At 71.0% G+C, this 26,598-nt stretch carries 24 protein-coding genes and 1 riboswitch; of the genes, 13 read left to right on the top strand and 11 right to left on the bottom strand.

Translation table 11 applies throughout. The features are described 5' to 3' along the window. The first annotated feature begins 90 nt into the window (after positions 1–90). Together BJ992_RS11380 and BJ992_RS11375 are read left to right on the top strand one after the other, a co-directional pair. Positions 91–768 (top strand): 3-oxoacid CoA-transferase subunit A, encoded by a 678-nt coding sequence (locus BJ992_RS11380; protein ID WP_184980227.1) that lies wholly within the window; start codon positions 91–93, stop codon positions 766–768. A 31-nt stretch (positions 769–799) separates the two neighbouring features. Continuing rightward, positions 800–1,462 carry a 3-oxoacid CoA-transferase subunit B gene (locus tag BJ992_RS11375; RefSeq protein ID WP_184980225.1) on the top strand — a complete coding sequence of 221 codons (663 nt, stop codon included), beginning with the start codon at positions 800–802 and terminating at the stop codon, positions 1,460–1,462. Between the two features lie 3 nt (positions 1,463–1,465). On the opposite strand, the gene pcaG is transcribed toward BJ992_RS11375, so the two are convergent. The 3 genes from pcaG to BJ992_RS11360 all read right to left on the bottom strand — a co-directional run bounded on the left by pcaG (position 1,466) and on the right by BJ992_RS11360 (position 4,430). Next, entirely contained in the window at positions 1,466–2,191 is a 726-nt protein-coding gene (pcaG, locus tag BJ992_RS11370; RefSeq protein ID WP_184980223.1) for a protocatechuate 3,4-dioxygenase subunit alpha, read from the bottom strand. Beyond that, positions 2,188–2,967 (bottom strand): protocatechuate 3,4-dioxygenase subunit beta, encoded by a 780-nt coding sequence (pcaH, locus tag BJ992_RS11365; RefSeq protein ID WP_184980221.1) that lies wholly within the window; start codon positions 2,965–2,967, stop codon positions 2,188–2,190. The genes pcaG and pcaH overlap by 4 nt, the downstream gene beginning before the upstream one ends. 245 nt (positions 2,968–3,212) lie before the next feature. Next, a complete protein-coding gene (locus BJ992_RS11360) occupies positions 3,213–4,430 on the bottom strand; it encodes an MFS transporter (protein ID WP_184980219.1) in 1,218 nt (405 codons plus the stop codon). A 426-nt stretch (positions 4,431–4,856) separates the two neighbouring features. Between BJ992_RS11360 and BJ992_RS11355 the strand changes: the two genes are divergently transcribed. Next, complete coding sequence (locus BJ992_RS11355) at positions 4,857–6,668, top strand: cellulose binding domain-containing protein (RefSeq protein ID WP_184980217.1); 1,812 nt, start codon at positions 4,857–4,859, stop codon at positions 6,666–6,668. Between the two features lie 95 nt (positions 6,669–6,763). On the opposite strand, the gene BJ992_RS11350 is transcribed toward BJ992_RS11355, so the two are convergent. The 5 genes from BJ992_RS11350 to BJ992_RS11330 all read right to left on the bottom strand — a co-directional run bounded on the left by BJ992_RS11350 (position 6,764) and on the right by BJ992_RS11330 (position 13,149). Beyond that, positions 6,764–8,800, bottom strand: coding sequence for an alpha-glucuronidase (locus BJ992_RS11350; RefSeq protein WP_184980215.1), 2,037 nt, complete (start codon positions 8,798–8,800; stop codon positions 6,764–6,766). Next, positions 8,797–9,504 carry a YesL family protein gene (locus BJ992_RS11345; protein WP_184980213.1) on the bottom strand — a complete coding sequence of 236 codons (708 nt, stop codon included), beginning with the start codon at positions 9,502–9,504 and terminating at the stop codon, positions 8,797–8,799. Before BJ992_RS11345 ends, BJ992_RS11350 begins: the two co-directional genes overlap by 4 nt. 87 nt (positions 9,505–9,591) lie before the next feature. Next, positions 9,592–11,241, bottom strand: coding sequence for an ABC transporter substrate-binding protein (locus BJ992_RS11340; RefSeq protein ID WP_184980211.1), 1,650 nt, complete (start codon positions 11,239–11,241; stop codon positions 9,592–9,594). 52 nt (positions 11,242–11,293) lie between these two features. After that, a complete protein-coding gene (locus tag BJ992_RS11335; protein WP_184980209.1) occupies positions 11,294–12,160 on the bottom strand; it encodes an ABC transporter permease subunit in 867 nt (288 codons plus the stop codon). Next, positions 12,157–13,149 carry an ABC transporter permease gene (locus BJ992_RS11330; RefSeq protein WP_184980207.1) on the bottom strand — a complete coding sequence of 331 codons (993 nt, stop codon included), beginning with the start codon at positions 13,147–13,149 and terminating at the stop codon, positions 12,157–12,159. Before BJ992_RS11330 ends, BJ992_RS11335 begins: the two co-directional genes overlap by 4 nt. Positions 13,150–13,611: 462 nt before the next feature. Then, a riboswitch (guanidine-I (ykkC/yxkD leader) is annotated at positions 13,612–13,727 on the top strand. A gap of 49 nt (positions 13,728–13,776) precedes the next feature. Here BJ992_RS11330 and BJ992_RS11325 point away from each other — a divergent pair. The 8 genes from BJ992_RS11325 (at position 13,777) to BJ992_RS11290 (ending at position 22,383) form a co-directional block, all read left to right on the top strand. Further along, on the top strand, positions 13,777–14,928 hold the full coding sequence (locus tag BJ992_RS11325; protein WP_184980205.1) for an arginase family protein: 1,152 nt from the start codon (positions 13,777–13,779) through the stop codon (positions 14,926–14,928). Beyond that, on the top strand, positions 14,928–15,917 hold the full coding sequence (locus BJ992_RS11320) for an ABC transporter substrate-binding protein (RefSeq protein ID WP_184980203.1): 990 nt from the start codon (positions 14,928–14,930) through the stop codon (positions 15,915–15,917). The genes BJ992_RS11325 and BJ992_RS11320 overlap by 1 nt, the downstream gene beginning before the upstream one ends. Then, positions 15,914–16,744 carry an ABC transporter permease subunit gene (locus BJ992_RS32775; protein WP_221474766.1) on the top strand — a complete coding sequence of 277 codons (831 nt, stop codon included), beginning with the start codon at positions 15,914–15,916 and terminating at the stop codon, positions 16,742–16,744. Before BJ992_RS11320 ends, BJ992_RS32775 begins: the two co-directional genes overlap by 4 nt. Further along, positions 16,741–17,508 (top strand): ATP-binding cassette domain-containing protein, encoded by a 768-nt coding sequence (locus tag BJ992_RS11310; RefSeq protein WP_184980201.1) that lies wholly within the window; start codon positions 16,741–16,743, stop codon positions 17,506–17,508. The genes BJ992_RS32775 and BJ992_RS11310 overlap by 4 nt, the downstream gene beginning before the upstream one ends. Positions 17,509–17,549: 41 nt before the next feature. Continuing rightward, positions 17,550–17,975: an OsmC family protein gene (locus BJ992_RS11305; protein ID WP_184980199.1), complete on the top strand. Its 426-nt coding sequence runs from the start codon at positions 17,550–17,552 to the stop codon at positions 17,973–17,975. A gap of 307 nt (positions 17,976–18,282) precedes the next feature. Beyond that, positions 18,283–20,406: a glycogen debranching protein GlgX gene (gene glgX / locus BJ992_RS11300; RefSeq protein ID WP_184980197.1), complete on the top strand. Its 2,124-nt coding sequence runs from the start codon at positions 18,283–18,285 to the stop codon at positions 20,404–20,406. A 154-nt stretch (positions 20,407–20,560) separates the two neighbouring features. Next, positions 20,561–21,277, top strand: coding sequence for a dihydrofolate reductase family protein (locus tag BJ992_RS11295; RefSeq protein ID WP_184980195.1), 717 nt, complete (start codon positions 20,561–20,563; stop codon positions 21,275–21,277). Then, a complete protein-coding gene (locus tag BJ992_RS11290; RefSeq protein ID WP_246496604.1) occupies positions 21,274–22,383 on the top strand; it encodes an ATP-dependent DNA ligase in 1,110 nt (369 codons plus the stop codon). The genes BJ992_RS11295 and BJ992_RS11290 overlap by 4 nt, the downstream gene beginning before the upstream one ends. Before the next feature lie 3 nt (positions 22,384–22,386). Here BJ992_RS11290 and BJ992_RS11285 read toward each other — a convergent pair whose 3' ends face one another. Together BJ992_RS11285 and BJ992_RS11280 are read right to left on the bottom strand one after the other, a co-directional pair. Then, entirely contained in the window at positions 22,387–22,935 is a 549-nt protein-coding gene (locus BJ992_RS11285) for a hypothetical protein (RefSeq protein ID WP_184980193.1), read from the bottom strand. Beyond that, a complete protein-coding gene (locus BJ992_RS11280) occupies positions 22,932–23,180 on the bottom strand; it encodes a helix-turn-helix domain-containing protein (RefSeq protein WP_184980191.1) in 249 nt (82 codons plus the stop codon). Before BJ992_RS11280 ends, BJ992_RS11285 begins: the two co-directional genes overlap by 4 nt. A 356-nt stretch (positions 23,181–23,536) precedes the next feature. Between BJ992_RS11280 and BJ992_RS11275 the strand changes: the two genes are divergently transcribed. Both BJ992_RS11275 and BJ992_RS11270 read left to right on the top strand, forming a co-directional pair. Beyond that, positions 23,537–24,187, top strand: a complete 651-nt coding sequence (locus tag BJ992_RS11275; protein ID WP_184980189.1) for an ArsR/SmtB family transcription factor — start codon at positions 23,537–23,539, stop codon at positions 24,185–24,187. 2 nt (positions 24,188–24,189) lie between these two features. Then, positions 24,190–24,927 carry an SRPBCC family protein gene (locus BJ992_RS11270; RefSeq protein WP_184980187.1) on the top strand — a complete coding sequence of 246 codons (738 nt, stop codon included), beginning with the start codon at positions 24,190–24,192 and terminating at the stop codon, positions 24,925–24,927. A gap of 227 nt (positions 24,928–25,154) precedes the next feature. Here the strand turns inward: BJ992_RS11270 and BJ992_RS11265 are convergent, their stop codons facing one another. Next, positions 25,155–26,507 (bottom strand): 6-phospho-beta-glucosidase, encoded by a 1,353-nt coding sequence (locus tag BJ992_RS11265; RefSeq protein WP_184980185.1) that lies wholly within the window; start codon positions 26,505–26,507, stop codon positions 25,155–25,157. Between the last annotated feature and the right edge of the window lie 91 nt (positions 26,508–26,598).

Here is a 26,598-nt window from a genome sequence, read left to right as displayed (position 1 = left end):
CGTGCACACCGACCCGTCGCAGGCCGTCACGGGACCAGCGCATGACCACCGTGCACACCGACCCGTCACAGTCCCTCACGGGGCCGGCACATGACCACCGTTCACACCGACCCGTCGGAGGCCGTGGCCGGCATCACGGACGGCTCCACCGTGCTGATCGGCGGCTTCGGCATGGCCGGCATGCCGGTGCGCCTGGTGGAGGCGCTGATCGATCAGGGGGCCACGGACCTGACGGTGGTCAGCAACAACGCGGGGAACGGCGACACCGGGCTCGCGGCGCTGCTCGCGGCCGGCCGGGTCCGCAAGATGATCTGTTCGTTCCCGAGGCAGAGCGACTCGTGGGTGTTCGACGGCCTGTACCGCGCGGGGAGGATCGAGCTGGAGGTCGTGCCGCAGGGCACCCTCGCCGAGCGCATGCGCGCGGCCGGCGCCGGCATCGGCGCGTTCTACAGCCCCACCGGCGCGGGGACCCTGCTGGCGGAAGGCAAGGAGACCCGCGTCATCGACGGCCGCGAGTACGTGCTGGAGTACCCCATCAACGGCGACGTGGCCCTCGTCGGCGCGCACATCGCGGACCGCATGGGGAACCTCGTCTACCGGAGGACGGCGCGCAACTTCGGCCCCGTCATGTCCACCGCGGCCACCTTGACGATCGCGCAGGTCAACCGGGTCGTCGAACCCGGAGGGCTGGACCCGGAAGCTGTGGTCACCCCGTGCGTCTACGTGGACAGGATCCTGGACCTCACCGCCGGGGAGGCCGCATCATGACCGTGAAGCACCTCGTCGAGAAGGCCGCCTCATGACCCTGGAGCACCTCGGCCGTGGACCGCTTCGCCGCGACGAGCTGGCCGCCGTCGTGGCCGGGGACATCGCGCCGGGTTCTGTCGTCAACCTCGGCATCGGCCTGCCGACGGCGGTCGCCGATCACCTGCCGCCGGAGTCGGGGGTCGTCCTGCACACCGAGAACGGCATGCTCGGCATGGGGCCGGCCGCCGAGGGTGACGACATCGACCCCGACCTGGTGAACGCCGGCAAGATCCCGGTCACCGAGCTGCCGGGTGCGTCGTACTTCCACCAGGCCGACTCGTTCGCGATGATCCGCGGCGGCCACATCGACGTGTGCGTGCTCGGCGCCTTCCAGGTCTCCGGCGGCGGCGACCTCGCCAACTGGCACACCGGCGCCGCGGACGCGATCCCCGCCGTCGGCGGCGCGATGGACCTGGCGACCGGCGCGCGGAACGTGTTCGTCATGATGACGCTGTTCACCAAGGACGGCGCGCCGAAGCTGGTCCCCGAGTGCACCTACCCGCTCACCGGCCGCGCCTGCGCCGGTCGCGTCTACACCGACCACGCGGTGTTCCACATCACCCCCGGCGGCGTCACGGTGACCGAGACGTTCGGCACGCCGGTCCGTGAGCTGGCCGCGCGGCTGGAGGTCCCGCTGCTCACCGGCGGCGGCTAGGCGTCACCCGAAAGCGAGGAAGACCGTCTCCTCGTGCACGCCGTCGTCCTGCAGCCGCACGTCGAACCGGTGCACGCGCTCACGTTCCGGCACCGTGAGCAGCGTGGCCCTGCGCGCCTCAGGCAGCGAGCTCAGCAGGGGTTCGGTGGCCGGGTCGGTCAGGTGCGGCAGGTACGCGCGGGTGTACAGGTGGTGGAGCAGGCCGCGCGCGTGGACGCACACCGAGATGTACGGCACGCCGCCCGGCGGGAGGGTGCGCAGCACATAGTGGCCGGCCGCGTCGGTGGCGACCCGGCCGAACCCGGTGAAGTCCAGCCCGGTGCGGCCGGCGACGGCCCCGGTCACCTGGTCGCGGCGCAGCGAGCCGGGGGCCCCAGCGCGGGAGCCGTCCGGCGCGGGCTGCCAGAACTCCAGCAGCGCGTCGGGGACCGGGGCCCCGGCGCCGTCGAAGACCCGGCCGTGCAGGGTGATCGTCTCCGCGTCCCCGGCAGGCGCGACGTCGCCGCCGCCGGTGAACGGCAGCGCGTACCCGAAGAACGGGCCGATGGTCTGCGCGGGGGTCGGAGCGGAGGCCGGCTCGTGAATCGGCACGGAGGCCGGCTCGTGAATCGGCACGGAGGCCGGCTCGTGAATCGGCGCGGGGGCCGGCTCGTGAATCGGCGCGGGGGCCGGCTCAGAGTTCTGCGCGGGGGCCGGACCGGGAATCGGCGCGCCGGTCGGCGGGGTCATCGGCCCTCCTCCGTCCAGGTGGCGGCGGGGCCGTCGAGGACGATGTCCCACCGGTAGCCGAGGGCCCACTCCGGGACCGACAGTGTGTGGTCGTAGGCGGCGACCAGCCGGGTCCGTGCCGCGTCGTCGGTGACCGACTGCAGGATGGGGTCGTACTCGAACAGCGGGTCACCGGGGAAGTACATCTGGGTGACGAGCCGCTGGGTGAAGGCCGTGCCGAACAGGGAGAAGTGGATGTGCGCGGGCCGCCAGGCGTTGTCGTGGTTGCGCCAGGGGTAGGCACCCGGCTTGATCGTGGTGAACGCGTACCGGCCCTGGTCGTCGGTGAGGCAGCGGCCGGCGCCGGTGAAGTTCGGGTCGAGCGGCGCGGGGTGCTGGTCCCTCTGGTGCGCGTACCGGCCGGCGGAGTCGGCCTGCCAGATCTCGACGAGCTGGCCGCGCACCGGCCGGCCGTCGCGGCCGGTGACCCGGCCGGTCACCCGGATCCGCTCACCGAGCGGCTCCCCCACGTGCTGCCGGGTCAGGTCGGCGTCGAGCTCGGTGACGTCGGTGACGCCGAAGACGGGGCCGGTCAGCTCGGCCGCGTCGGGGTCGGCCACGACGACCAGCGGGTGCCTGGGGTGGCGGGTGACGCTGCTGCGGTACGGCGGGTAGTCCCGCTCGGGGTGGTGACGCGGCGCGGCCCCCGCGCCGAGGTGCTCGGCGTAGGCCCGGCGCGCCTGCGCGATCTCGGCGCTGACGGCGTCCTGCGTGAGGACGGGAGGCTCGGCGGCCATGTCGTGCGTCCCCTTTCCAAGCGGCGCACCACTTGAGGCGCGGCCTGTTCGCCAGGTGAACTCATGTTCATATCGCGACCAGCAGTGTTGTGCGCCGCGCGGCCCGGTGTCAACGACGGGATGCCGCTCAGCGGGACGGCGGCCGGGTGGACGCACCTCGGTGACCGGCGGAACAGCGGCGTACGGCTCAGCGCGACGGCCCGTGGACACACCTCGGGTGACCGGCGGCGGTGGCGGCGCACGGCTCAGCGCGGCGGCCGGGTGGAGACGCCTCGGGTGGCCAGCAGCAGCGCGGCGGTGGCGGCGAGCATGCCGGCGGTGATGACCACGGGGAGGACCTGGTAGCCGTACCCCACGGCCACCAGGCCGAAGAACGGCGGACCGACGAGCGCTCCGAGACTGCCGGTCTGCGCGACCAGGCCCGTGCCGACGTCGGCGTCCGACAGGCGGCGCAGCACCAGCGGCAGAGCGGCGAAGACGAGCGCGCCGAGGAAGCCGTTGAACAGCGAGATGACGGCCGCGCCGGTCACCGCGGCCGGCAGTGCGGCGCCTGCCGCGTACATGAGCCACCCGCCGGGGATCACCAGCAGGCCCGAGAGCGCCATCACCTTCAAGGAGACACCCTTGCGGAGCAGCAGGCCGACGGCGAGCCCGCCGGGGACGCCGATCAGGGAGACGGCGGAGGTGAGCGCGCCTGCCGTGGTCGCGGTGCGGCCGTACGACTCGATGAGGAGGGTCGGCAGCAGCACGACGACGGGGAGGGTGGCGAGGACGGCCAGCGCGAAGGACGCGGCGAGGACCGCGGGCCTGACCAGCGCTCCGGCGCGAGGCACGGGACCGGCGGCCGTCTCGTGGCGGGCCGCGCCGCGCGGCAGGCGTACCCAGACGGCCGAGGCCATGACCAGGGTCAGGGCCGCGATGAGGCCGGTCCAGCCGCGCCAGCCGAGCGCGGACCCCGCGGCGCCGCCGGCCAGGGTGCTCACGCCGAGGCCCACCGGGACGAAGGTCGCCCAGATCGACAGAGCGACGCCGCGGTCGCGGTCGGCGGCCATGCGGAGGATCAGAGCGGGAGCGGCGACGGTCACCATCAGGTAGCCGGCGCTCTCCACGAACCGCGCGGCGAGCAGCCAGGCGTACCCGCCGGCCGTCACCGCGGCCCCACCCGCCACCGCCATCAGGACCAGGCCGCCGATGAGGGACCTCTCGGTGCCGAGGCGGCGTACCAGGTAGCCGGCCGGCACCCCCGCCACGGCCCCGAGGCCGACGACGGCCGAGATCACCCAGCCGAGCTGCGCCAGCGTCAGCCCGAGCTGTGCCTGCACCTCGGGACCTACGGGTGCGAACTTGCCGAGGCTCATCGCCGAGACGACCCCGGCGACGTAGACGACGGCGATCGTGGCCCACGGCGAACGACGCGGCTCGTCCCGCACGTGCGGCGGGCCCGACGGGGACCGGGGTTCCATGGGCTCTCCTTCGTGCGGTGTCCGCTTCCGAAGGCGGCACGTGCGCAGGGAAACTAGCATCCCGGGCCGACACTCCGAGCGCCGGGACGACCCGGCGGCAGGTGCGACCGGGAGGCGCGGGAGGTTTCGCATCCTGTTGTGAGCGGTCACATTTTGCTGAAACGTTCACCGGCGCGGCGACGGACGGATAGAGATTCTCCGTGCGATGTCCGGGCCCGCGGGTCGGGGTTTCGACTGGTGGCGCGCCGTCATTCCGCCGGACGGACGATGGCACCATATGCACAGCTCACGAAGCACGCCACCTAAGTAGAGATATGCGATTTCCGCGAACTTGACGCGTTTACCACCCCTTCTCAGACTGATCTCCGGATGGGGGGCTGACATTTCCCCTGACTGCGACCGACAACGCTCACATCAGGAGGGCCTGTGATACGGATCGCCTTGGCGACCGCACTTCTCGGCACGTCGCTGGTGGCCGCGGCACCGGCCTCCGCCGCCGCCGCGCCGGTCATCACCGTGTCGGACGGCGTGCGGTACCAGGAGATGGACGGCTTCGGCATCTCCACGGCCTTCCGCCGCGGCGAACTGCTGCGTTCCCTCTCCACGGCCCAGCAGAACGACATCTTCCGCCTGTGGTTCGACCGCGACAGCGGCGCGGGACTCAGCATCCTGCGTCTCGGCATCGGCGCCGCGCCGGCCGGCAGCCCGTACGACAAGATGATCTCCATCCAGCCGCAGAACCCCGGCGGCCCGGACGCGCCGCCGCGTTATGTGTGGGACGGCGACGACGGGGCCCAGGTGTGGGTCTCCAAGGTCGCGCAGTCGTACGGCGTGAAGCGGTTCTACGCGGACGCCTGGAGCGCACCGGGGTACATGAAGGACAACAACAGCGCGGACAACGGCGGCACGCTCAGGAACGAGTGGCGCGCGGCCTACGCCAGGTACCTGATGCAGTACACGAAGTTCTACGAGCAAGAGGGCATCAAGATCACCGACCTCGGGTTCACCAACGAACCCGACTACACCTCGACCTACGAGTCCATGCGCTTCACCCCCGCGCAGGCCGCCGCGTTCGTCAAGGTCCTCGGCCCGATCGCCGGCGACGTCAAGCTCGCCTGTTGCGACTCCTTCGGCTGGGACCAGGCCAAGTCGTACAGCAGCGCGATCGAGGCCGACGCCGATGCCCGGCGCTACGTGACGACCTACACCGGTCACACCTACGCCAGCCAGATCACCAGCCCGCAACCCGGGAACAAGCGCGCCTGGATGTCGGAGTGGTCGCCGGACGGCACCACCTGGAACGCCAACTGGGACGACACGACCTACGGCGGCTTCGCCGTGGCGCAGGCGATCCACACGGCGCTCACCGCGGGGAACGTCAGCGGCTACATCTACTGGCTCGGGGGCTCGGCGGGAACGACCCGTGCGCTGATCCAGATCGACACGGCGGCGCGGACGTACAGCGTGTCCAAGCGGCTGTGGGCCGTGGCCGGGTACAGCAGGTTCATCCGGCCCGGAGCGGTGCGGCTCGGCGCGTCGTCGAGCAACTCGGCGCTGAAGGCGTCGGCGTTCCTCAACGCCGACGGCTCCAAGGTCGTCGCGGTGCTCAACACCGGCACCTCGGCCGTCACCTGGGACGGCATCCAGGGGAACGCCACCGCCTACGTCACCGACAACACCAACTCGATGACCCGCTCCACGGTGTCGAACGGAACCGTCAGCCTCCGGCCTCGCTCCCTCACGACCGTAGTGATCGGCGGCCCGACCCCCACTCCGACCCCCACCCCGACTCCGACGCCGACTCCGACTCCGACACCGACCCCCACCCCGACGCCGACCCCCACGCCGACCCCCACGCCGACCCCCACGCCGACCCCCACGCCGACCCCCACGCCGACGCCGACCCCCACGCCGACGCCGACCCCGACGCCGACTCCGGTCCCCGGTGGCTGCACGGCGACGATCGAGACGGTCAACTCCTGGGGTGGCGGCTTCCAGTCCAACGTCACGGTGCGCGCCGGCGCCGCCGCGGTCAACGGCTGGACCGTCGACTGGACGTGGCCCGGCTCCCAGTCCGTCACCCAGATCTGGGGAGGCGTGCGCTCCGGCAGCGGATCCGCCGTCACCGTGCGCAACGAGACCTGGAACGGCGCTCTCGCCGCCGGCGGCACCACCACGTTCGGCTTCATCGCCAACGGCACCCCGGCCACACCGGCGCTCACCTGCCGCGCCGCCTGACCCACGGGAACCTCACGGACGAGACGATGCCGGTACCGGGACGTCCCCTCGGTACCGGCACGTCCCCCGGAAGCCTGTGCCAGGCACCCCCGGGGTCAGTGGATACGCCGGCCGTGCGCGTCCGGCACGCCGGACTTGCGGTAGAAGTACGTGTTGATCTGGTCGCGCCACTCCCGCGCACAGCGCAGTTGCTCGTCGAAGAGCGTGCTCACCCGCGCGTGCAGATCCGGATCCACCGCGCCGGCCAGCCCCTCCCACCGTGACCGCGCCGCCACGACCTCCTCGACACCGGCGAAGTGCGTGTCGTAGATGTGCTGGATCACGGTGGTCCCGTCGCGCAGCACGTGGCCGTACGGGACGTGGTGGAAGAACAGCAGCAGCTCGTCGGGACACCGTTCCAGGGACTCGTACACCTCCGACCAGGGTCTCGGGTACTGGCCGGTGAAGCCGGTGCCGGTGGCCCGGGTGCGGTCCACGCCGACGCCGTCGCGGTCGGCGTGGTGGTAGGTGCCCCAGGGGGTGTACTCGTATCCGTCCACGTCGGGGCCGTAGTGGTCGCCGGGACGGACCATGAAACCCACGCCGAGCGGCGAGGTGTACCGCTCGTAGGTGCGCCACGAGCCGTCCATGATCGCGTGCAGCTCGCGGCGCAGCGCCGCGAGGTCGCGGGACGCGGCGAAGGTCAGGCCGATCCACTCGTCGAGGATCGCCGCCGAATCCGTGCGCGGCGTCCAGGCCAGCCGGCCGAACGCGTACAGGTTGGCCTGCGCGAGCGGGTGCCCCGTCCAGTAGTGGTCGTCCCCCACATTGGACACCCCCGCCAGGCCGCCGCTCTCCCCGCTGCTCGCCGGGTCCCCGGTGACGAGCGTGGCCACGTCCGGCCCGCCGGGACCCTCGGGTTCGAAGCGCAGCACCTCACTCCACATGGGAGCGAGATGGCAGACGTGCCGCTGCTGGCCGGTGTACTCCTGCGTCACCTGGAGCTCCAGCGCGAGGCGGGTCTCCGGCATCGCGGCGAACAGCGGCGACACCGGTTCACGCGGCTGGAAGTCGATGGGGCCGTGCTTCACCTGGAGGATCACGTTACGGCTGAAGCGGCCGTCCAGCGGGACGAAGTGGTCGTAGGCGGCGCGGGCCCGGTCGGTCGAGCGGTCGCGCCAGTCCTGCCGGTGGTCGTACACGAAGGCACGCCACCGGACGACCCCGCCGTGCGGCTCAAGCGCGGCGGCGAGCATGTTGGCGCCGTCGGCGTGGCCGCGGCCGTAGGTGAACGGTCCCGGCTGCCCCTCGGAGTCGGCCTTCACCAGGTAGCCGCCGAAGTCGGGGATCGCGGCGTACACCTGCGCGGTGACCCCGGCCCACCACGCGCGCACGTCATTATCGAGCGGGTCGGCGGTGGGGAGCCCGCCGGGGTCGACCGGTGCGGAGAACGCGACGGCCAGGTGCACCCTGACGCCGTACGGCCGCAGCGCGGCGGCGATCGCGGCCACGTCGTCCAGCCGCTCGGTCGGCAGGCGTGCCTCGGTGGCGTGCACGTTCACGTTGTTCACGGTGATCGCGTTGACGCCGCACGCGGCGAGCAGCCTCCCGTAGGCCCGGACGCGTGCGAGGTCCCCACGCGCCGCGCCGTCGCGCCAGAAGATCGAGCCACCCGCGTAGCCACGCTCGACCTGGCCCATCACCGGGTGCACGTCGACATTGTCCCAGTGGTCGAGCACCCGCAGGCGCGCCGCCGGCCGGTGCGCCTGCGGCCCGAAGGCACCGGTGAAAGCCCGCTCCCCGAGCCGTACGACGTGGAAGAAGCCGTACAGCAGACCGGCCGGGTCATCGGCGAGCACCACCGTGACCCCGTCGCGGCGGCCGGCCACGAAACCCTCGGCACCGATCGGCCCGCACTCGGCCACGACCGCCTCGGCGGTGTCCGGCAGAGGGCCGGAGCCGGCGACCGCGAGCACGAGGTCGTACGGCGGCCCCGAGGCCCCGCCGCCGTACCGGTCCTCGGCCCGCGCCACCTCCTCGCGTACGGTCCCGGCGAGCGGGCCGTCGCCGAGCACGAGCGTGCGGCGCGCGCCGACCGGGCCGAACGCCTCCGGCGGCAGCCACGCGGGGTGGAACTCCTCGGCCCGGCTCACGCGGCGGTGAACCTGTCCCGGATCTCGGCGATCATCGTGCGGCCGTTGGACAGCAGCACCGCCGCGAACACCGGGACGAGCAGCGCCGTGGCCGCCTCGGTCGCGACCAGCGTCAGCGCCACCGCCGCGACCAGCAGGCCGGCGTTGCCGATCGCCGCGCCGGGAGAACGCGTGAGGAAGTACGCCGCGAGCCGGGACACGTCCCGCGCGCGGAAGTCGAACAACGACATGATCACCACGGCGTTGGCCATCCACAGCACCGCCGCCGTCACGACGAGCACCGACAGAACGGCCCACCACCCGGGGACCCCGGCGGCGGCGAAGTTCGCGAAGGTGGTGCCGAGGACCGCCATCCAGGCCAGCCACGGGACCCACAGCTTGAGCACGCCGCGCGCGTTGACGCGGTAGCCGCGCCAGAACGCCGCCGCGGGCCGCAGGTCGGTGAGGTCGCGGCCGCGGTGCCGCACCGCGTACAGCACGGCGGAGAACGCCGGACCGGCCGGCAGCAGGCACAGCGCGGCGAGCGGCAGGTTCCCCGCGTGCCGTTCCAGCAGGACGAGGCCGGCGAGACCCGGCGACGCCGCCACCAGGAACAGCGACTCGGTCACGAGCAGGGTGTAGACGAAGGCGGAGGCCCGGGACAGCGGGCCCCGGCCGAACGCGGGGACGGCGGTCGTGTCCACGGCCTCGGACGCGGTGGTCATGCGGGCTCCCTGGGAGGGCTCGGCGATGTGGTGCTCAACGGGCCGTTCCGGCCGCGCCTGGCCCGAGGCGCGGCCGGAACGAGACGGTCAGCCGTGTTCCTTCTTGTACCGCTCGTACGCGCCGTTCACCAGGTTCACGTAGGAACCCATGTTCTTACCTTCCAGTTCGGCGACATAGGCGTCCCATTCGGCGAAGTCGCGCTTGCCGAGGATGAACTTCAGGGTGTTCTGGGTGACGTGGTCCTTCAGCGGCGACTCCCACAGCGTGGACTGCTCGCGCTCTTCGTCGGTGAGGGGGTGCGGCGGCTCGACCGGCATGGCCTTCCTGGCGTTCATGATCTTCTGGAAGGCGATCTCCTCGTCGGAGAAGGTCGATTCGAGCAGTTCGGTGCTGCCGCCGTACGCGAAGACGCCGTTGTGGAAGCCGAAGTCCTTCTGCAGGTGCTTGGAGCCCTTGGGGTTGAGGCCGACGAAGTCGACGTCCGGCGCCGGCTTGATCTTGCCGGCGGAGTCCTTGGTGTAGGTGGTGCCTTCGATGCCCCACTTGGCGAACAACTGGCCCTCGTCGGAGTACCAGAGCCAGTCGATGAACTGCATCATGGCGACGAAGTTCTGGCTGTCCAGTGCCTTCTTGGAGATCATGACGCCGTTCTCCAGGCGGGTGATGTGCGGCGCCGCCTTGATCGGGCCCATCGGGCCGATCGGCTGCGGGATCTTGACGAGCCTGGCCTTGGGGTTCGCCTTGAGCAGCGGCGGCCGGTACTCGTTGACCAGCGTCTGCGCGTTACTGCTGATCACGAACGACTTGCCGGACACCAGCTTCTGTATCGCCTGCTCATCGGTCTGGGTGAAGGTCTCCGGGTCGAGCAGCTTCTCCTGCACGAGCTTGGCGAGGTACTGGAGCATCTGCTTGTACTGCTCGCTGGCGCCGGTGAAGAGGAACTTCTGCGCGGCGGCGTCCCAGATGATGCCGTTGCGGTAGCCCCAGCCGCCGGGTGCGCCGTAGGCGGTGCCGAGGACGCTCATCAGGCTGCCGCCGACCGTGGGGACGCTCCACCGGTCCGACAGGGGGTAGGCGTCGGGGTACTCCGCCTTCATCGCCTTCAGCATGGTGTACACGTCGTCCCAGGTCTGCGGGACCTGGAGGCCGAGCTTCTCCATGATGTCCTCGCGCACGGCCAGCGAGTACTCCACCCAGTAGTCCTCGTGGACGCCAGGGAGCAGGTAGAACCGGCCGTCGGCCTGGCGGAGCGTGTCCAGGTCCTTCTGCAGGTTCCACTTGGCGATCTTGTCCTTGAAGTTCGGCATCAGGTCGATGTAGTCGCTGACCGGGAGGATGGCGCCGGACGCGACGAACGGGGTCTCCTGCGCCGGGTAGGTCTTCGGGATGATGAGCGGCGCGTCGCCGGCGCCGATGAGCAGGCTCCGCTTGTTCTCGTAGTCGCTCAGCGGCACCACGCTCGGCTGCAACGTCACGTTGGTCCGCTTGGTGAGCTCCGACCAGAACAGCCAGTCGTTCTTGATGGGGTAGAACGGGTGGTTGTTGTACAGCACGGTGAACGTCAGCGGCACGGCGGCCTTGAACTGTGTGCCGGGGCCGTAGCCCTGCAACGAGCCGTCCCTCTTGCCGGAGAAGTCGTCGGCCCCCTTCTTCGGCTGCTCGGCACCGCTGCAGCCGGCGAGCGCGAGGAACGCACCCATGGCGACGATCGCCTGACGCCGGTTCATCTCGTACATGGATGTCCTTTCTCGGACAGTCGGGGGGTGCAGCGCCTGGGCTTGTGGATCGTCATCCCTTGACCGCGCCGAGCATGACTCCGCGGACGAAGTACCGCTGGACGAAGGGGTAGATCGCGAGGATGGGGATGACCGTGAGGACGATCGTCACCGCCTTGATGTTGGCGGCCACCGTCATGTCGCCGGCGTCGGCGCCGACGGACGTCGCCGTGGTGGCGCCGGCGATGAGGTTGCGCAGGTAGACGGTCACCGGGAACAGGTCGTTCTGGCTCATGTAGAGGAACGCGGCGAACCACGAGTTCCAGAAGGCGACGGCGTAGAAGAGCGTCATCGTGGCGATCACCGCCTTCGACAGCGGCAGCACGATGCGCAGCAGGATGCCGTAGGTGCTCATGCCGTCGATCGCCGCGGCCTCCTCCAGCTCGACCGGCAGGTTCTCGAAGAACGTCTTCATGATCAGCAGGTTGAAGACGTTGACGGCGTTCGGCAGGACGATGGCCCAGATGGAGTCCTTCAGGCCGAGGCTCGTGACGAGGACGTAGTTGGGGATCAGCCCGCCGGAGAAGAACATCGTGAAGACGGCGACGCCGATGAGGACCTTGCGGCCCTTCAGGTGCTTCTTGGACAGCACGTAGGCGTAGCAGGTGGTCATGACCATCGCGATCACGGTGGCGACGACCGTGTAGACCACGGTGTTGCGGTAGTTCGTCCAGAACGTCACGTCGGAGATGACGAACTCGTACGTCCTGAGCGTGAACCCGCGGGGGACGAGGTTGACCTCGCCGGACCGGATGGCGTTCTCGTCGCTCAGTGAGCGCGCGAGGATGTTGACGAACGGGTACAGCGTGACGATCACGACGAGGCCGAGCACGACGGCGTTGACGGCCCGGAAGACGCGCCGGCCGGGGTCCACGGTCACCACAGGCTCGTCCCGACGGAACGGCGCGAGATCAGGTTGGCCGTGAACACCAGGATCAGGCCGACGACCGCCTCGAACAGGCCGATCGCGGCGGCGTAGCTGAAGCTGTTGGACAGCAGGCCGATGCGGTACAGGTACGTGGTGATCACGTCGGCCGTGGGGTACGTCAGGGGGTTGTACAGCAGCAGGATCTTCTCGAACCCGACCGCCATGAACGCGCCGATGTTCAGGATGAGCAAGGTGACCGCCGTGGGCCGTATCCCCGGCAGGGTCACGTGCCAGGTCTGGCGCCACCGGCCGGCGCCGTCGATCCTGGCCGCCTCGTAGAGCTGGTCGTCGATCGTGGTGAGCGCCGCGAGATAGAGGATCGTCCCCCAGCCGACGGTCTGCCACACCTCGGAGGAGACGTAGATCGCGCGGAACCACCCGGGTTCCTGCAGGAACGCGATCGGGTCGTCCCCGGCGGCCCGAAGGATCTGGTTGACCGGCCCGTCCACCGAGAGCAGCTCGAAGACCAGGCCCGCCACGACCACCATCGACAGGAAGTGCGGCAGGTAGGACACCGACTGGACGAACCGCTTGAGCGGCCGGTGCCGCACCTCGTTGATCATCAGCGCGAGCACGATCGGCAGGGGGAAGCAGAACAGCAGTGTGAGAGCGCCGAGGATCAGCGTGTTGGTGAACACGTGCCAGAACGTCGGGTCGCTCCAGAACATGCGCACGTAGCGCAGGCCGGCCCACTCCTCGCCGAGCACGCTGCCGCCTGGCACGAACTTCCGGAACGCGATGACGTTGCCGATCATCGGCAGGTAGCGGAAGACCAGGAAGAAGAGCAGCGGCAGGACCGCGAGGGAGTACAGCCGCCAGTCGCGGCGGATCGCCTGGCGCCAGGTGCGGTCCGGGGGACGGCTCCGGCGCGCGGGACGTGGCTCGGGCTCGCGCCGATCCCGGGTGTCCGGTGCCGGGCCGGCCGTCCCGGTTGCGGTCATCCTCGCGCCTTCCGTGTCATCGGCCGTCGTGGGTCCCCTCGCGTGGCGAGGCACGAAGACATCCCATGAATCAGTGGAACGATCACACAACGAGTCGTCAGAAAGTTTCGGGAAATCTTGTCAACTTCGCGGACTATAGACGCCGGTCCAAACTAAGTCAAGAGTTAAGTAACCCTGTCACAGACGGCCTCTTTCTGCGCTGGTCCGGTGGCTGTTCTCGTCGACCATTTCGAGTGCCTACTGAAACTTTCCGGTGGCGTGTCGACCACGATTCGCTGGTTCGCGAGAGCCACCCGATGTCTGCGACCGATGATCTATCCGGCTCACCGGTGGAGACCGGCCGGCGAGCGGTTCCCGGGGTGGCGGGGACGGCGTGAGACGTCACGTCACCGATCCGCTACGAGGCGGAAACCCCGTGGAAACAGCGCGGCGCTGTCATGAAGGGGACTCATCCCCCAGCGGATGAGGCGCATCTAGGGTTCCGTCCTCGGCGGCGCGAGGGGCTGGTCCGAGAGGTGCAGGCGGCCTCCCCCCCTGAGGGGAGAGCCGTTCCACGGCGGGACAAAAACCCGGGAGACAGTCATGTCGGCTGCCTCCTGTGTGAGGCATTTTCCGAGAGGGAGTGCCGTGGGTCACCTTCACGATCACTATGGACCCGAGGCCCGGTACGCCGTGGAGCGTGAGGCGGAGCTGCCGCTCACCATGCACCGGCGCGAGATCGAACGCGGCCTGGAGATGGGGCTGCCGGGGGCCGACTCCATCGTCGACAAGACCATCCCGACCTTCTCCAGAGGCGAGCTGCCGCACTTCGCCGGCATCAACACGTTCCTCAAGGCGCCGTACGTCGAGGACGTGCGGCGGTGCGGCGAGTACGACGTGGCGGTGCTCGGCGCGCCGTTCGACGGCGGCACGACCTACCGGTCGGGGACGCGGTTCGGGCCGCAGGGCATCCGCAAGATCTCGGCGCTGTACGGGCCGTACAGCTTCGAGCTCGGGGTGGACCTGCGCGAGTCGATCACCATCGCCGACCTCGGCGACGTGTTCACCATCCCGGCCAACATCGAGAAGACGTTCGACCAGATCAGCAAGGCCGTCTCGCACGTGTACGCCAGCGGCGCGTTCCCTGTGGTGCTCGGTGGGGATCATTCCATCGGCTATCCGACGGTGCGCGGGGTCGCCGAGCACGTTCAAGGCAACGTCGGCATCATCCACTTCGACCGGCACGTGGACACCCAGGAGACCGACCTCGACGAGCGCATGCACACCACGCCGTGGTTCCACGCGACCGACATCCCGAACGTGCCGCCGAAGAACCTCGTGCAGATCGGCATCGGCGGCTGGCAGGCCCCCCGGCCCGGCGTCAAGGTGGGCCGCGAGCGCGGCACCACGATCATGACGGTCACCGACTGCGTCGAGATGGGGATCGAGGCCGCCGCCGAGCGCGCGCTGGAGGTCGCCTGGGACGGCGCGGAGGCGGTGTGGCTGTCGTTCGACGTGGACTGCCTGGACGCGGCGTTCGTCCCCGGCACCGGCTGGCCCGAACCCGGCGGGTTCCTGCCGCGTGAGGTGCTGAAGTTCATCCAGCTCATCGCGGACGCGCGTCCCCTCGCCGGCATCGAGGTCGTCGAGTGCGCGCCGCCGTACGACAACGCCGAGATCACCGCACTCATCGCCACCCGGGTCATCTGCGACACCCTCGGGTGCCTGGTCCGGTCCGGCCACCTGCCGAAGCGCTCCGCGCAGCCCCCGCACGACACTCCCGAAAGGGGAGCGAAGTGATGTTCCGTCGCCTCATCCTCCCGGCCGCCGTCCTGCTCGCCCTCACCACGGGCTGCGCCGGCGCCGGCCAGGAACCCGCCGAGCCGTCCGGCGGCGCCACCCCGAAGATCACGCTGGGTTTCAGCGCCTGGCCCGGCTGGTTCCCCTGGCAGGTCGCGCAGGAACAGGGACTGTTCGCCAAGAACGGCGTGCAGGTGGAGCTGAAGTACTTCGACTCCTACACCGACAGCCTGAACGCGCTGGCCACCGGCAACATCGACGCCAACAGCCAGACGCTCAACGACACCCTCGCCTCGGTGGCCGGCGGCGCCGAGGAGACCGTCGTGCTGGTCAACGACAACTCCACCGGCAACGACCAGATCATCGCCAAGGAAGGCGTGACGTCGGTCGCCGGCCTCAAAGGCATGACGGTGGCGGCCGAGCAGGGAACCGTGGACCACTATCTGCTGCTGCTCGCTCTGGAGAAGGCCGGGCTCACCGAGGCCGACGTGACGTTCCAGCCGCTGCCGACCGACGCCGCCGCCGCGGCCTTCGTCGCGGGACGCGTGGACGCGGTCGGGGTGTTCGCGCCGTTCACCACGACCGCGCTGAAGCGGCCCGGCAGCGCGCCGATCGCGACGTCCGCCGACTTCCCCGGCGCGATCCCCGACCACCTGGTGGTGAACAAGAAGCTGCTGGACCGGGACGCCAAGGGGGTGCAGGCCCTGGTGAAGACGTGGTTCGACACGGTGGCGTGGATCTCGGCCAACCGTGAGAAGGCGCTTGAGATCATGGCGAAGCGGGCCGGGGTGAGCGTCGCGGACTACGAGACCTACGACAAGGGCACGACGATCTTCACGCTGGAGCAGAACCGCACGGCGTTCTCCGATGAGCTGCCGGCCCGCGCCAAGCAGATCTCCGACTTCCTGGTCGCGAGCAAGCTCGTGGACGCCGCGCCGCCGCTGGACGGGCTGCTGGAACCGAAGTTCGTCATGGCGGTACAGCCGTGAGCGCGGGGGCCGTGGTGGACGCGCCGCCGGTCGCGCCGCCGCGTACGCGGCGCGTGCGCCTCCTGCACGGCGAGGTGTCCGCGCCGCTCGCCTGGACGCTGCGCGCCGCGTCGATGGCCGTCCCGCTGGCCGCCTGGACGGCGCTGAGCGCGAGCGGCGCGGTGGACCCCGACTTCCTGCCGTCCCCCGCCGCGGTGTGGGAGGCCGGCGCCGGAATGGCGGCGAGCGGCGAGCTGTGGTCCGACCTCGGCGCGAGCCTCGGCCGCATCGGGCTCGGGTTCGTGCTGGCGGTGCTCGTCTCGGTGCCGCTCGGCTTCACGATGGGTGCGCTGCCGGCGGCGCAGGCCCTGCTCGAGCCGGTGATCGGGCTGCTGCGGTACCTGCCGGCCTCGGCCTTCATCCCGTTGCTGATCATCTGGCTCGGCATCGGCGAGGCGTCCAAGGTGGCGCTGCTCGTGCTCGGCGTGGTGTTCTTCAACACCTTGATGACGGCGGACGCGGTGCGGCGGGTCCCCCGGCGCCTGCTTGAGGTGTCGGCGACGCTCGGCGCGCGGCCCGCGCGGGTCGCCGCGAGGGTCGTGTTCCCGTACGCGCTCCCCGGCATGATCGACGCGATGCGGGTGAACGCCGCGGCGGCGTGGAACTTCGTGGTGGTGGCCGAGCTGATCGCGGCCACCTCCGGGCTCGGGTACCGCATCACGCGGGCCCAGCGGTTCCTGCAGACCGACAAGATCTTCGCGATCCTCGTGGTGATCGGGCTGATCGGCCTCACCATCGACGTGACGCTGCGCCTGCTGCGCGCACGCGTGGGACGGTGGTCGGTGTGACGCTGCGACTGGACGCGGTCGGCAAGGAGTTCACGCCGGGACGGCCCGTGCTCGCCGATCTGGACCTGACCGTGGCCGCCGGCGAGTTCGTGTGCGTGGTCGGCGCCAGCGGCTCGGGCAAGTCGACGCTGCTCTCCCTGGTCGCCGGCCTGACCAGGCCCACCACCGGCCGGGTGCTGCTGGACGGCGCCGAGGTCACCGGGCCCGGGCCCGAGCGGGGCCTGGTGTTCCAGACCGACACGCTGTACCCGTGGCGCAGCGTCGCGCGCAACGTCGCGTTCGGCCTGGAGGCCCTCGGCGTGCCGCGCGGGGAACGCGACGCGCGGGTGGCGCGGCTGCTTTCGGAGGTCGGGCTGACCGGCAAGGCGGCGGCGCTGCCCGGCATGCTGTCCGGCGGCCAGCGGCAGCGGGTCGCGATCGCGCGCGCTCTGGCCTGCTCGCCGCGCGTGCTGCTGCTCGACGAGCCGTTCGGCGCGCTCGACGTGCAGACCAAGGAGGACATGCAGGTCTTCGTGCGCCAGGTGTGGCGGGACGAGCCCACCACCGTGATCATGGTGACGCACGACGTGGAGGAGGCCGTGTTCCTCGGCGGCCGGGTGCTGGTGCTGTCCTGCGACCCCGGCAGGATCGCCAAGGACCTGACCGTGGACCTTCCCGCGGAACGCACGCTGGAGCTGAAGCGCTCGGCGGCCTTCGCCGGGCTGCGGGCCGAGGTGGAGGATCTTGTCCGTGCCGAGCACCGAGCGCACCAGGCGCGCGTGTAGGTTCGGCATGTAACGGATCCAGCTTCGGAAGGATGGTCGCGATGGCGACTACTCGTACCGCCACCACGCAGTGGAACGGCGCGCTGCTCGACGGCTCAGGCGTGGTCTCGCTCGACAGCTCGGGGGTCGGCGCGTTCGACGTGTCCTGGCCCTCGCGCGCCGAGCAGGCGAACGGCAAGACCAGCCCCGAGGAGCTCATCGCGGCGGCGCACTCCTCCTGCTTCTCCATGGCCCTGTCCCACGGCCTCGCGCAGGCCGGCACCCCGCCGCAGTCGGTGGAGACCAGGGCCGACGTGACGTTCCAGCCGGGTGAGGGCATCACCGGCATCGTGCTGTCGGTGCGCGCGGACGTCCCCGGCATCTCGGCCGACGACTTCCAGAAGGCCGCCGAGACCGCCAAGGCCAACTGCCCGGTCAGCAAGGCCCTCGCCGGCACCACGATCTCGCTGAACGCCGAACTGGCCTGACGCCGATCGGAGCACGAACCCCGCGGCCCTCGTGCGGCACAGCCGCCGGGGGCCGGTTCGTGTCTGGTTCCTGCTGGTTCAGGTGGTTCGACGTGACGTGATCAGCGGACCACTGGCGGCGAAAGATCTGGTAAATCGGGCCACCGGCCCTACCATCGACAGTAGCGCCAGGACACGGACGTCCCGGTCCACGGCAATGGAGCCTCACGTGGGACCGGTGGAGAAGCGGCCGGGTACCAGGTTATGAAAGGGACACAAGCCACGGGATCGGGCACCGCGGACCGTTCCACGACCACGATGAGGCTACATGCGTGAGGTATGGCCAGGAGAGCCGTATCCCCTCGGCGCGAGCTGGGACGGCAGGGGGACGAGCTTCGCGCTCTTCTCCGAGGTCGCCGAGCGGGTCGAGCTCTGCCTGTTCGACGACAAGGGTCACGAGACCCGCGTCGCGCTGCCGGAGGTCGACGGCTTCGTCTGGCACGGCTACCTGCCCGGCGTCGGCCCCGGCCAGCGGTACGGCTACCGCGTGCACGGGCCGTACGACCCGGCGCGCGGCCACCGCTGCGACCCCGGCAAGCTGCTGCTCGACCCCTACGCCAAGGCCGTGGAGGGCGAGGTCCGGTGGGACCGGTCGCTGTTCTCCTACCAGATCACCGACCCCGCCAAGCGCAACACCGACGACAGCGCGCCGTTCATGCCGAAGAACGTCGTGGTCAACCCGTTCTTCGACTGGGCCGACGACCGGCCGCCGCGCACGCCGTACCACCAGACCGTGATCTACGAGGCCCACGTGCGCGGGCTCACCATGCGCCACCCCGACGTCCCCGAGCACCAGCGCGGCACCTACGCGGGCCTCGCGCACCCCGCGGTGGTCGACCACCTGCAGGCCCTCGGCGTGACCGCCGTCGAGCTGATGCCGGTGCACCAGTTCGTGCCGGAGCACGCCATGGTCGCGCGGGGCCTCACCAACTACTGGGGCTACAACACCATCGCCTTCCTGGCGCCGCACAACACCTACTCCAGCTCGGGACAGCGCGGCGAGCAGGTGACCGAGTTCAAGGCCATGGTGAAGGCCCTGCACGAGGCCGGCATCGAGGTGATCCTCGACGTGGTGTACAACCACACCGCCGAGGGTGACCACATGGGGCCGACGCTGGCGTACCGCGGCATCGACAACGCCGCGTACTACCGGCTGCTCGACGCCGACCGGCACCTGCTGCTCGACTACACCGGCTGCGGCAACTCGCTCAACGTCCGTTCCCCCCACGCGCTCCAGCTCATCATGGACTCGCTGCGGTACTGGGTGCTGGAGATGCACGTCGACGGCTTCCGGTTCGACCTCGCCGCCGCGCTGGCACGTGAGCTGCACGACGTGGACCGGCTGTCGGCGTTCTTCGACCTGATCCAGCAGGACCCGGTGATCTCGCAGGTCAAGCTCATCGCCGAGCCGTGGGACGTCGGGCCCGGCGGCTACCAGGTCGGCAACTTCCCGCCGCTGTGGACCGAGTGGAACGGCAAGTACCGCGACAGCGTGCGCGACTTCTGGCGCGGCAGCTCGTCGGTGCTGCCGGAGTTCGCCTCCCGCCTCACCGGCTCCTCCGACCTGTACGCCACCAGCGGCCGCCGGCCGGTCGCGTCCATCAACTTCCCGACCTGCCACGACGGGTTCACGCTCACCGACCTGGTGTCCTACGACCACAAGCACAACACGGCCAACGGCGAGGACAACCGCGACGGCACCGACGACAACCGTTCGTGGAACTGCGGCGCCGAGGGCCCGGTGGAGGACCCGGCGATCGTGGCGCTGCGCCGCCGGCAGCGCCGCAACTTCCTGACCACGCTGTTCGTGTCGCAGGGGGTGCCGATGCTGCTGCACGGCGACGAGATCGGCCGCACGCAAGGCGGCAACAACAACGCGTACTGCCAGGACAACGACGTGTCGTACGTCGACTGGTCGATGCTGCGCACCGAGGCCGACCTGCTGTCGTTCGTGCGGGGTCTCGCGCGGTTCCGCAAGGCGCATCCGGTGTTCCGGCGGCGCAGGTTCTTCCAGGGCCGGGTGCACGAGGGGGACGTGCGCGACATCGTGTGGCTCACGCCGTCCGGTAAGGAGATGACCTCCAGCGACTGGCACAGCGGGTTCGGCAAGGCGATGGGGGTGTTCCTGAACGGCGAGGCGATCGTCGAGCCCGGCCCGCGCGGCGAGCGCATCGTGGACGACTCGTTCCTGCTGCTGGTCAACGCGCACCACGAGCCGATCACGTTCACCCTGCCAGGCGCCGCGTTCGCACCGGGCTGGCGGCAGGTGCTCGACACCGCCGAGGACGAGGCGTGGCCCGCCGTCGCGCCGGAGGGGGTCGCCGGGCCCGGCACCGCGGTCCAGATCGCGAGCCGCTCCATGCGGGTGCTGAGCTCCACCGCACGGCTCTGACGGCGCGCGGCCCGCGTCCGGAACGCGCGGCCCAGGCAGCGCGCGGCCCGCGTCCGGTCACGCGGCCCGGAAGGCGTGTCCGCTGTTCCCCGGCTCTGCGCCGAGCGGCTACCCCGGCTGGGGCTCGGGGTGCGTCTGTGCCAAGGTAGATGGCGTGCGACGCATCCATCCCGGGCCGGCCGGCGATGTCGACCTGGCCGCCGCCTACGCCTATCCGGGTGAGCGGTGGCTGCGGCTCAACATGGTCGCGAGCGCCGACGGCGGCATCGCGGTCGAGGGCCTGTCCGGAGGGCTGTCCGGCGAAGGCGACCGGCGGGTGTTCGGGGTGCTGCGCGGCCTCGCCGACGTGGTGCTCGCCGGTGCGGCCACCGTGCGGGCCGAGGGGTACGGCCCCGCGCGGCCCCGCGCCTCGTGGGGGCCGCTGCGCGCGGGACGGCCGCCGGCGCCGCCGATCGCGGTGATCAGCGGCCGGCTGGCTCTGGACCTCGCCTCTCCCCTGTTCACCGAGGCCGCCGTCCCCACCATCGTGATCACCACCGAGTCCGCGCCTGAGGCCCTCAGGCGGCGGGCCGCCGAGGTGGCCGACGTCGTCGTGGCCGGCTGCGACCGGGTGGACCCGGCGCGCGCGCTGGCCGCGTTGCGTGAGCGTGGCCTCGGCCGGGTGCTGTGCGAAGGCGGGCCGCGGATCAACGCGCAGCTCGCGGCGGCGGGTCTCGTGGACGAGCTGTGCCTCACGGTCAGCCCGAGGCTGATCGGCGGCCAGGCGGCCCGCGTGCTCGACGGACCGCCGTCGCTCACCCCGCTGACCCTGGCCCACGTCCTCGAACAGGACGGTTTCCTGTTCTGCAAGTACACCCGGGAGCCCCGATGAGCCGTCCCGCACCGCAGCCCGAGCAGCCGCCGGAGATGAACCTCCCGGTCCGGCCGCCGGTGGCCCCCATGCTCGCCAAAGCGATCAAGGCGCTGCCGCCGCAGGACGGGAACCTGCTGTACGAGCCCAAATGGGATGGTTTCCGGTGCATCGTGTTCCGCGACGGCGACGAGGTGTACCTCGGCAGCCGCAACGAGCGGCCGTTCACCCGGTACTTCCCCGAGCTGGTCGAGGCGGTGCGGCGCGAGCTTCCCGAGCGCTGCGTCGTGGACGGCGAGATCGTGGTCCGCAAGGGCCAGGCGCTGGACTTCGACACGTTGCAGCAGCGCATCCACCCGGCCAAGTCCCGGGTGCTGCTGCTGTCGGAGCAGACACCCGCCTCGTTCATCGGCTTCGACCTGCTCGCCGTCGGCGACCTCGACCTGATGGAGACGCCGTTCGGTGAGCGCAGGGCCCGTCTGGTGGACGCCATGGCGGGGGCCGGTGACCGGGTGCGGCTGACCCCGGTCACCGACGTGGACGAACGGGCCCGTGAGTGGTTCGAGATGTTCGAAGGCGCCGGGCTGGACGGCATCATCGTCAAACCCACCGACAAGCCGTACGAGCCGGACAAGCGCACGATGTTCAAGGTCAAGCACGAGCGCACCGCCGACGTCGTGGTCTGCGGCTACCGCGAGCACAAGTCGGGTCCCGTCGTCGGCTCCCTGCTGCTCGGCCTCTACGACGACGCCGGCGTGCTCCACCACGTCGGCGTCTCGGCGTCCTTCCCCATGAAGCGCCGCGCCGAGCTGGTCGAGGAGCTCAAGCCGTACCTCCTCGACGACCTGTCCGCGCACCCCTGGGCCGGCTGGATGACCCAGACCGAAGGCACGACGCAACGCATGCCAGGCGCCATCTCCCGCTGGAACGCCACCAAGGACCTGTCGTTCATCCCCCTGCGTCCCGAGCTGGTCATCGAGGTCGCCTACGACCACATGGAAGGCAACCGCTTCCGCCACACGGCCCAGTTCCGCCACTACCGCCTGGACCGCACCCCGGAGTCCTGCACCTACGCGCAGCTCGAAAGCCCCATGGACTACAACCTGGACGACATCCTGGCCCGCTGACCGTCACGCGGCGCGGGACGTGAGCCCGAGCGCCGCGGCGAGGGGGTGCAGGGGGACGCCGTGGTGGCGCAGCAGGGAGATCGAGCGGTTGCGGCCGTCGGCGAGCAGGCCGCGCAGCAGGTCCTCGCCGGTGACGACCGTGCCGCCGTGGTGCGCGGCGACCTCGACGACCTTGCGGGCCCTCGCGGTGAGGACGAGTTCCCCGACGGGGCCGTAGAGGGTGACCCGCAGCGGCCGGACGGTGGAGCGGCGCAGGTGCCAGTGCGCCGGGTCGTCCACCGGGAACAGTCCGGCCATGCGCCGCCGCACCCGGCCGGTGTCGATGCCGAGCGCGGCGAGCGACTCCCCCTCCCCCGGTGGGACGACCGACACGCGGACCGCCTCGGCGTCCAGGGAGAACTCACCGAGCGGCCCTTCGAACGGCCGGGTCTCGGCGAGCGCGAGCAGCACCGCGTCCTCGTCCAGGACGGTGCGGCCCGCCTCCAGGCTGAGCAGGCCCGCGCGGGCCATGGCGCGGTGCGCCGACGCGGTGTACCGCCGGAACATGGTCACTGTGCGCTCCTCGAAGTCTCGATCCACCCCTGATCCACGCGGCGCGCGTGCTTGCGGTGCGCCGACTGCCGCCGCACCCCGAGCGCCGCGGCGATCTCCTCCCAGGACCACCCCTGGGCTCGCGCCGCACTGACATGCACCGCCTCAAGCTCTTCGAGCAGCCGCCGCAACGCGGCGACCGCGGCGAGCCCGGCCGCCGGATCCTGTCCGTCGGCGGCGTCGGCGAGTTCCGATGCCGTTCTCATACGTGTCAGCATAAGCTGACACCTGTTCCGTGTCAGCACAAACTGACATCTTGCGAAGAGACACCGCGCTCCATCCCCTGAACGCCGACCCAAGGACTCCCGCGGCCCACCGATCCACAGGCGCCGCGTCGGCCCTCACTCCATCTGCCGGCCCTCACCCAACCCTCCACGATCTCCACCGACCCGCCGGCCCCGCAGGCAAAGGCCGGAGAGTTGTCCGGAGACCGGCCGACCGCACACACGCTCCTATGTGCTGGTTCCGGGACGGTGTGCCACGGTCGCCGTCTCCAGACGCATCCCCTCCGACAATTATTTTTGTCTTGACAGACATGATTGTCGGCAGCTACCGTTGAGGCATGTTCGAAGTGGGAGTCATCGAAGAGGCCGCGGCCGCGGAGGTCGCGCTCGACCCGATCCGGTCGCGGCTGCTCGGGCTGCTGGCCGAGCCCCACTCCGCGACCAGCCTGGCGGCGATCGTCGGGCTTCCCAGGCAGAAGGTGAACTACCACCTCAAGACCCTGGAGGCCCACGGGCTCGTCGAGCTGGTGGAGGAGCGGCGCAAGGGCAATGTCAACGAGCGGGTGATGCGGGCCACCGCGGCCTCGTACGTGATCTCGCCGGTCGCGCTGGCCACGGTGCAGCCCGACCCCGAGCGCTCACCCGACCGGCTGTCGGCGCGGTGGCTGCTCGCCGTCGCGGCCCGCATGGTCAAAGAGGTCGGCCAGCTCATCACCGGCGGCGCGCGGGCCGGCAAGCCGGTCGCGACGTTCGCGCTCGACGGCACGGTGCGGTTCGCCTCGGCGGCCGACCGCGCGGCCTTCGCGCGGGACCTGACCGCGGCGGTCACCGCGCTGGTGAGCCGCTACCACGACGAGAACACCCCCGGCGGCCGCGACCACCGCGTCGTCGTCGCCCTCTATCCGAGCGTTTCCCCGCAGGCGCAGAGCACCGCGGCCGATGTTTCCCCGCAGGCGCGGACCGCCGCCACCGATGACGAGGAGTCCTGAAGATGTCGCACGAATTCCAGCTCACCCATGACATCGAGCTCGAGGCCACCCCCGAGCAGGTCTGGGACGCCATCGCCACCGGCCCCGGCATCGACTCGTGGTTCATGGGCCGCAACGAGGTCGAGCCCGGCGTCGGCGGTGCCGGCCGCATGGAGATGCCGGGCTTCACCGCCACCTCGACGGTCACCGCCTGGGAGCCCGGCCGCCGTTTCGCCTACAAGGGCACCCCGGCCGAGGACGGCACGTTCATGGCGTTCGAGTACCTCATCGAGGCCCGCGAGGGTTCGGCCACCGCGCTGCGGCTGGTGCACAGCGGCATCCTCGGTGACGACTGGGAGGAGCAGTACGACGCGCTGAAGAAGGGCAACCCGCTCTACCTGCGCACTCTCGCGCTGTACCTCAGGCACTTCCCCGGCCGCACCGCCGTTCCGGTGGCCGCGTTCGGCCCCCCTCAGCCCGACCAGGACACCGCGTGGACCGCCGTCACCGCCGCGCTCGGCCTCAGCAAGGACCCCCAGGAGGGTGACCCGGTGACGTTCACCATCGACGGCCGCACGGTCACCGGCGTGGTCGACACTGCGGTGGACCAGGGCTTCCTCGGCATCCGCACCGATGACGCGCTGCTGCGCTTCGTCGGCGGCGGCGGCATGCTCATGACCGGCCACCACGTCTTCGCCGACGTCGACCAGGCCACCGCCGAGAGCACCTGGACCACCTGGCTCGCCGGCGCCATGGCCTGACCTGGCCACCGTCGCGGTCGCGCCGTCCCCACCGGAAGGGACGGCGCGTCGCCGTGTGACCGGCATGATCGACGTGACCGTGTGACTCGCGGACCGTGTGACCGGCGGACCGTGTGACCGGCGGACCGTGTGACCGGCGGACCGTGTGACCGGCGGACCGTGTGACCGGCGGACCGTGTGACCGGCGGACCGTGGACCGGCGGACCAGACCGGCGCGAACCCCGTGGCTAGTGGTGACCGGGGAGCAGGGTGGCGAGGGACGGCAGGCGGGTGCGGTAGTTGTCCAGCAGGTGGCGGGCCGTGGTCACCGAGTCGACCAACGGATGGGTGGCGAAGGCGTGGATCGCGAGGTCGGCCGAGCCGGTCACGGCGGCCTCGATGGTGAGCTGCTCGGCGGCCTTGACCTGCTGGACCAGGCCGAGGAAACGGCCGGGGAGCGGCCGGGTGGACAGGGGACGCACGCCGCCGGCGTCGACCAGGCAGGGGACCTCGACCACGGCGTCGGGAGGCAGGCCGGGGACGGCGGTGCCGTTGCGCACGTTGAGGATCATTGTGGCGGGGGTGCCACCATGGCCGAGCGCGGTCATGAGGGCCAGGGCCACGCCTTCGTACCCGTCGGCCTCCAGGTCGGCGTGGTCGCGCTCACCCGCGTGCGCCGACTCGCGGGTCTCGGCCATGTAGGACGCGTCGCGCTCCTTGCGGGTGCGGCGCCACTCGGCGAGCGCCTGCGAGGGGTCGCGGCGCACGCTCGCGTAGAAACGCTCCTGCTGGCGCAGCAGGGCCTCGCCGCGGGTCTCGGGTGCGGCGCCGATGGTGGCGACGGCCTCGCGGGTGAAGTCGTAGTAGTACAGGTACTCGTTCGGCAGCGCGCCGAGGGAACGCACCCAGCCGGGGCCGAACAGGCGGGCCTCCTCGACGCCTTTGAGCGCGGCGTCGTCGGCCAGCAGGTCGGGCAGCACGTCACGGCCGTCGTAGGTCAGGCCGCGTAACCACCCGAGGTGGTTGAGGCCGACGTAGTCGGGGGCCACGCGGGTGGGGTCGAGGCCGAGCGCGTGCGCGGCGCGGCGGATCAACCCGACCGGCGAGTCACAGATGCCGATCACGCGGTCGCCGAGGACACGGCGCATCGCCTCGGTGATCAGGCCGGCGGGGTTGGTGAAGTTGATCACCCAGGCGCGCGGGGCCACCGTGGCGATGCGCACCGCCATGCGCAGCGCCACCGGGACGGTGCGCAGGCCGTAGGCGATGCCGCCGGGGCCGACGGTCTCCTGGCCGAGCACCCCGAGGTCGAGCGCGACCCGCTCGTCGGCGGTACGGCCGCGCAGCCCGCCGACCCGGATCGCGGAGAACACGAACGACGCGTTGCGCAGCGCGTCGTCGAGGTCGGTGGTGACCCGCACCCTCGGCGGCGCGCGATGGCCGGCCGCGAGCTGCTCAAGGACGTGACCCACCGCCGCCAGCCGCTCGGCGGACACGTCGTACAGCACCACCTCGTCCACCGGCGCGGACGTGCCGCGCAGCAGAGCGCCGTACACCAGCGGCACGCGGAACCCGCCACCGCCGAGAATGGTCAGCCGCATGGCCGCCTCCCTCCCGCGTTCACACCGTCACCACCGAGCCGTGCACCGTCACCACCGAGCCGTGCACCGTCACCACCGAGACGTACGCCGC

It is taken from the genome of Sphaerisporangium rubeum, from assembly GCF_014207705.1.
Taxonomy (GTDB): domain Bacteria; phylum Actinomycetota; class Actinomycetes; order Streptosporangiales; family Streptosporangiaceae; genus Sphaerisporangium; species Sphaerisporangium rubeum.
The sequence above is the reverse complement of the archived record's forward strand: the minus strand, read 5'-3'. Positions and strand labels throughout refer to the sequence as shown.

Coding starts and splice junctions, on each gene's coding strand:
- BJ992_RS11380 (WP_184980227.1), top strand. CDS start 91: ATGACCACCGTTCACACCGACCCGTCGGAGGCCGTGGCCGGCATCACG.
- BJ992_RS11375 (WP_184980225.1), top strand. CDS start 800: ATGACCCTGGAGCACCTCGGCCGTGGACCGCTTCGCCGCGACGAGCTG.
- pcaG (WP_184980223.1), bottom strand. CDS start 2,191: ATGACCCCGCCGACCGGCGCGCCGATTCCCGGTCCGGCCCCCGCGCAG.
- pcaH (WP_184980221.1), bottom strand. CDS start 2,967: ATGGCCGCCGAGCCTCCCGTCCTCACGCAGGACGCCGTCAGCGCCGAG.
- BJ992_RS11360 (WP_184980219.1), bottom strand. CDS start 4,430: ATGGAACCCCGGTCCCCGTCGGGCCCGCCGCACGTGCGGGACGAGCCG.
- BJ992_RS11345 (WP_184980213.1), bottom strand. CDS start 9,504: ATGACCACCGCGTCCGAGGCCGTGGACACGACCGCCGTCCCCGCGTTC.
- BJ992_RS11340 (WP_184980211.1), bottom strand. CDS start 11,241: ATGTACGAGATGAACCGGCGTCAGGCGATCGTCGCCATGGGTGCGTTC.
- BJ992_RS11330 (WP_184980207.1), bottom strand. CDS start 13,149: ATGACCGCAACCGGGACGGCCGGCCCGGCACCGGACACCCGGGATCGG.
- BJ992_RS11320 (WP_184980203.1), top strand. CDS start 14,928: ATGTTCCGTCGCCTCATCCTCCCGGCCGCCGTCCTGCTCGCCCTCACC.
- BJ992_RS11305 (WP_184980199.1), top strand. CDS start 17,550: ATGGCGACTACTCGTACCGCCACCACGCAGTGGAACGGCGCGCTGCTC.
- glgX (WP_184980197.1), top strand. CDS start 18,283: ATGCGTGAGGTATGGCCAGGAGAGCCGTATCCCCTCGGCGCGAGCTGG.
- BJ992_RS11290 (WP_246496604.1), top strand. CDS start 21,274: ATGAGCCGTCCCGCACCGCAGCCCGAGCAGCCGCCGGAGATGAACCTC.
- BJ992_RS11280 (WP_184980191.1), bottom strand. CDS start 23,180: ATGAGAACGGCATCGGAACTCGCCGACGCCGCCGACGGACAGGATCCG.
- BJ992_RS11275 (WP_184980189.1), top strand. CDS start 23,537: ATGTTCGAAGTGGGAGTCATCGAAGAGGCCGCGGCCGCGGAGGTCGCG.
- BJ992_RS11270 (WP_184980187.1), top strand. CDS start 24,190: ATGTCGCACGAATTCCAGCTCACCCATGACATCGAGCTCGAGGCCACC.
- BJ992_RS11265 (WP_184980185.1), bottom strand. CDS start 26,507: ATGCGGCTGACCATTCTCGGCGGTGGCGGGTTCCGCGTGCCGCTGGTG.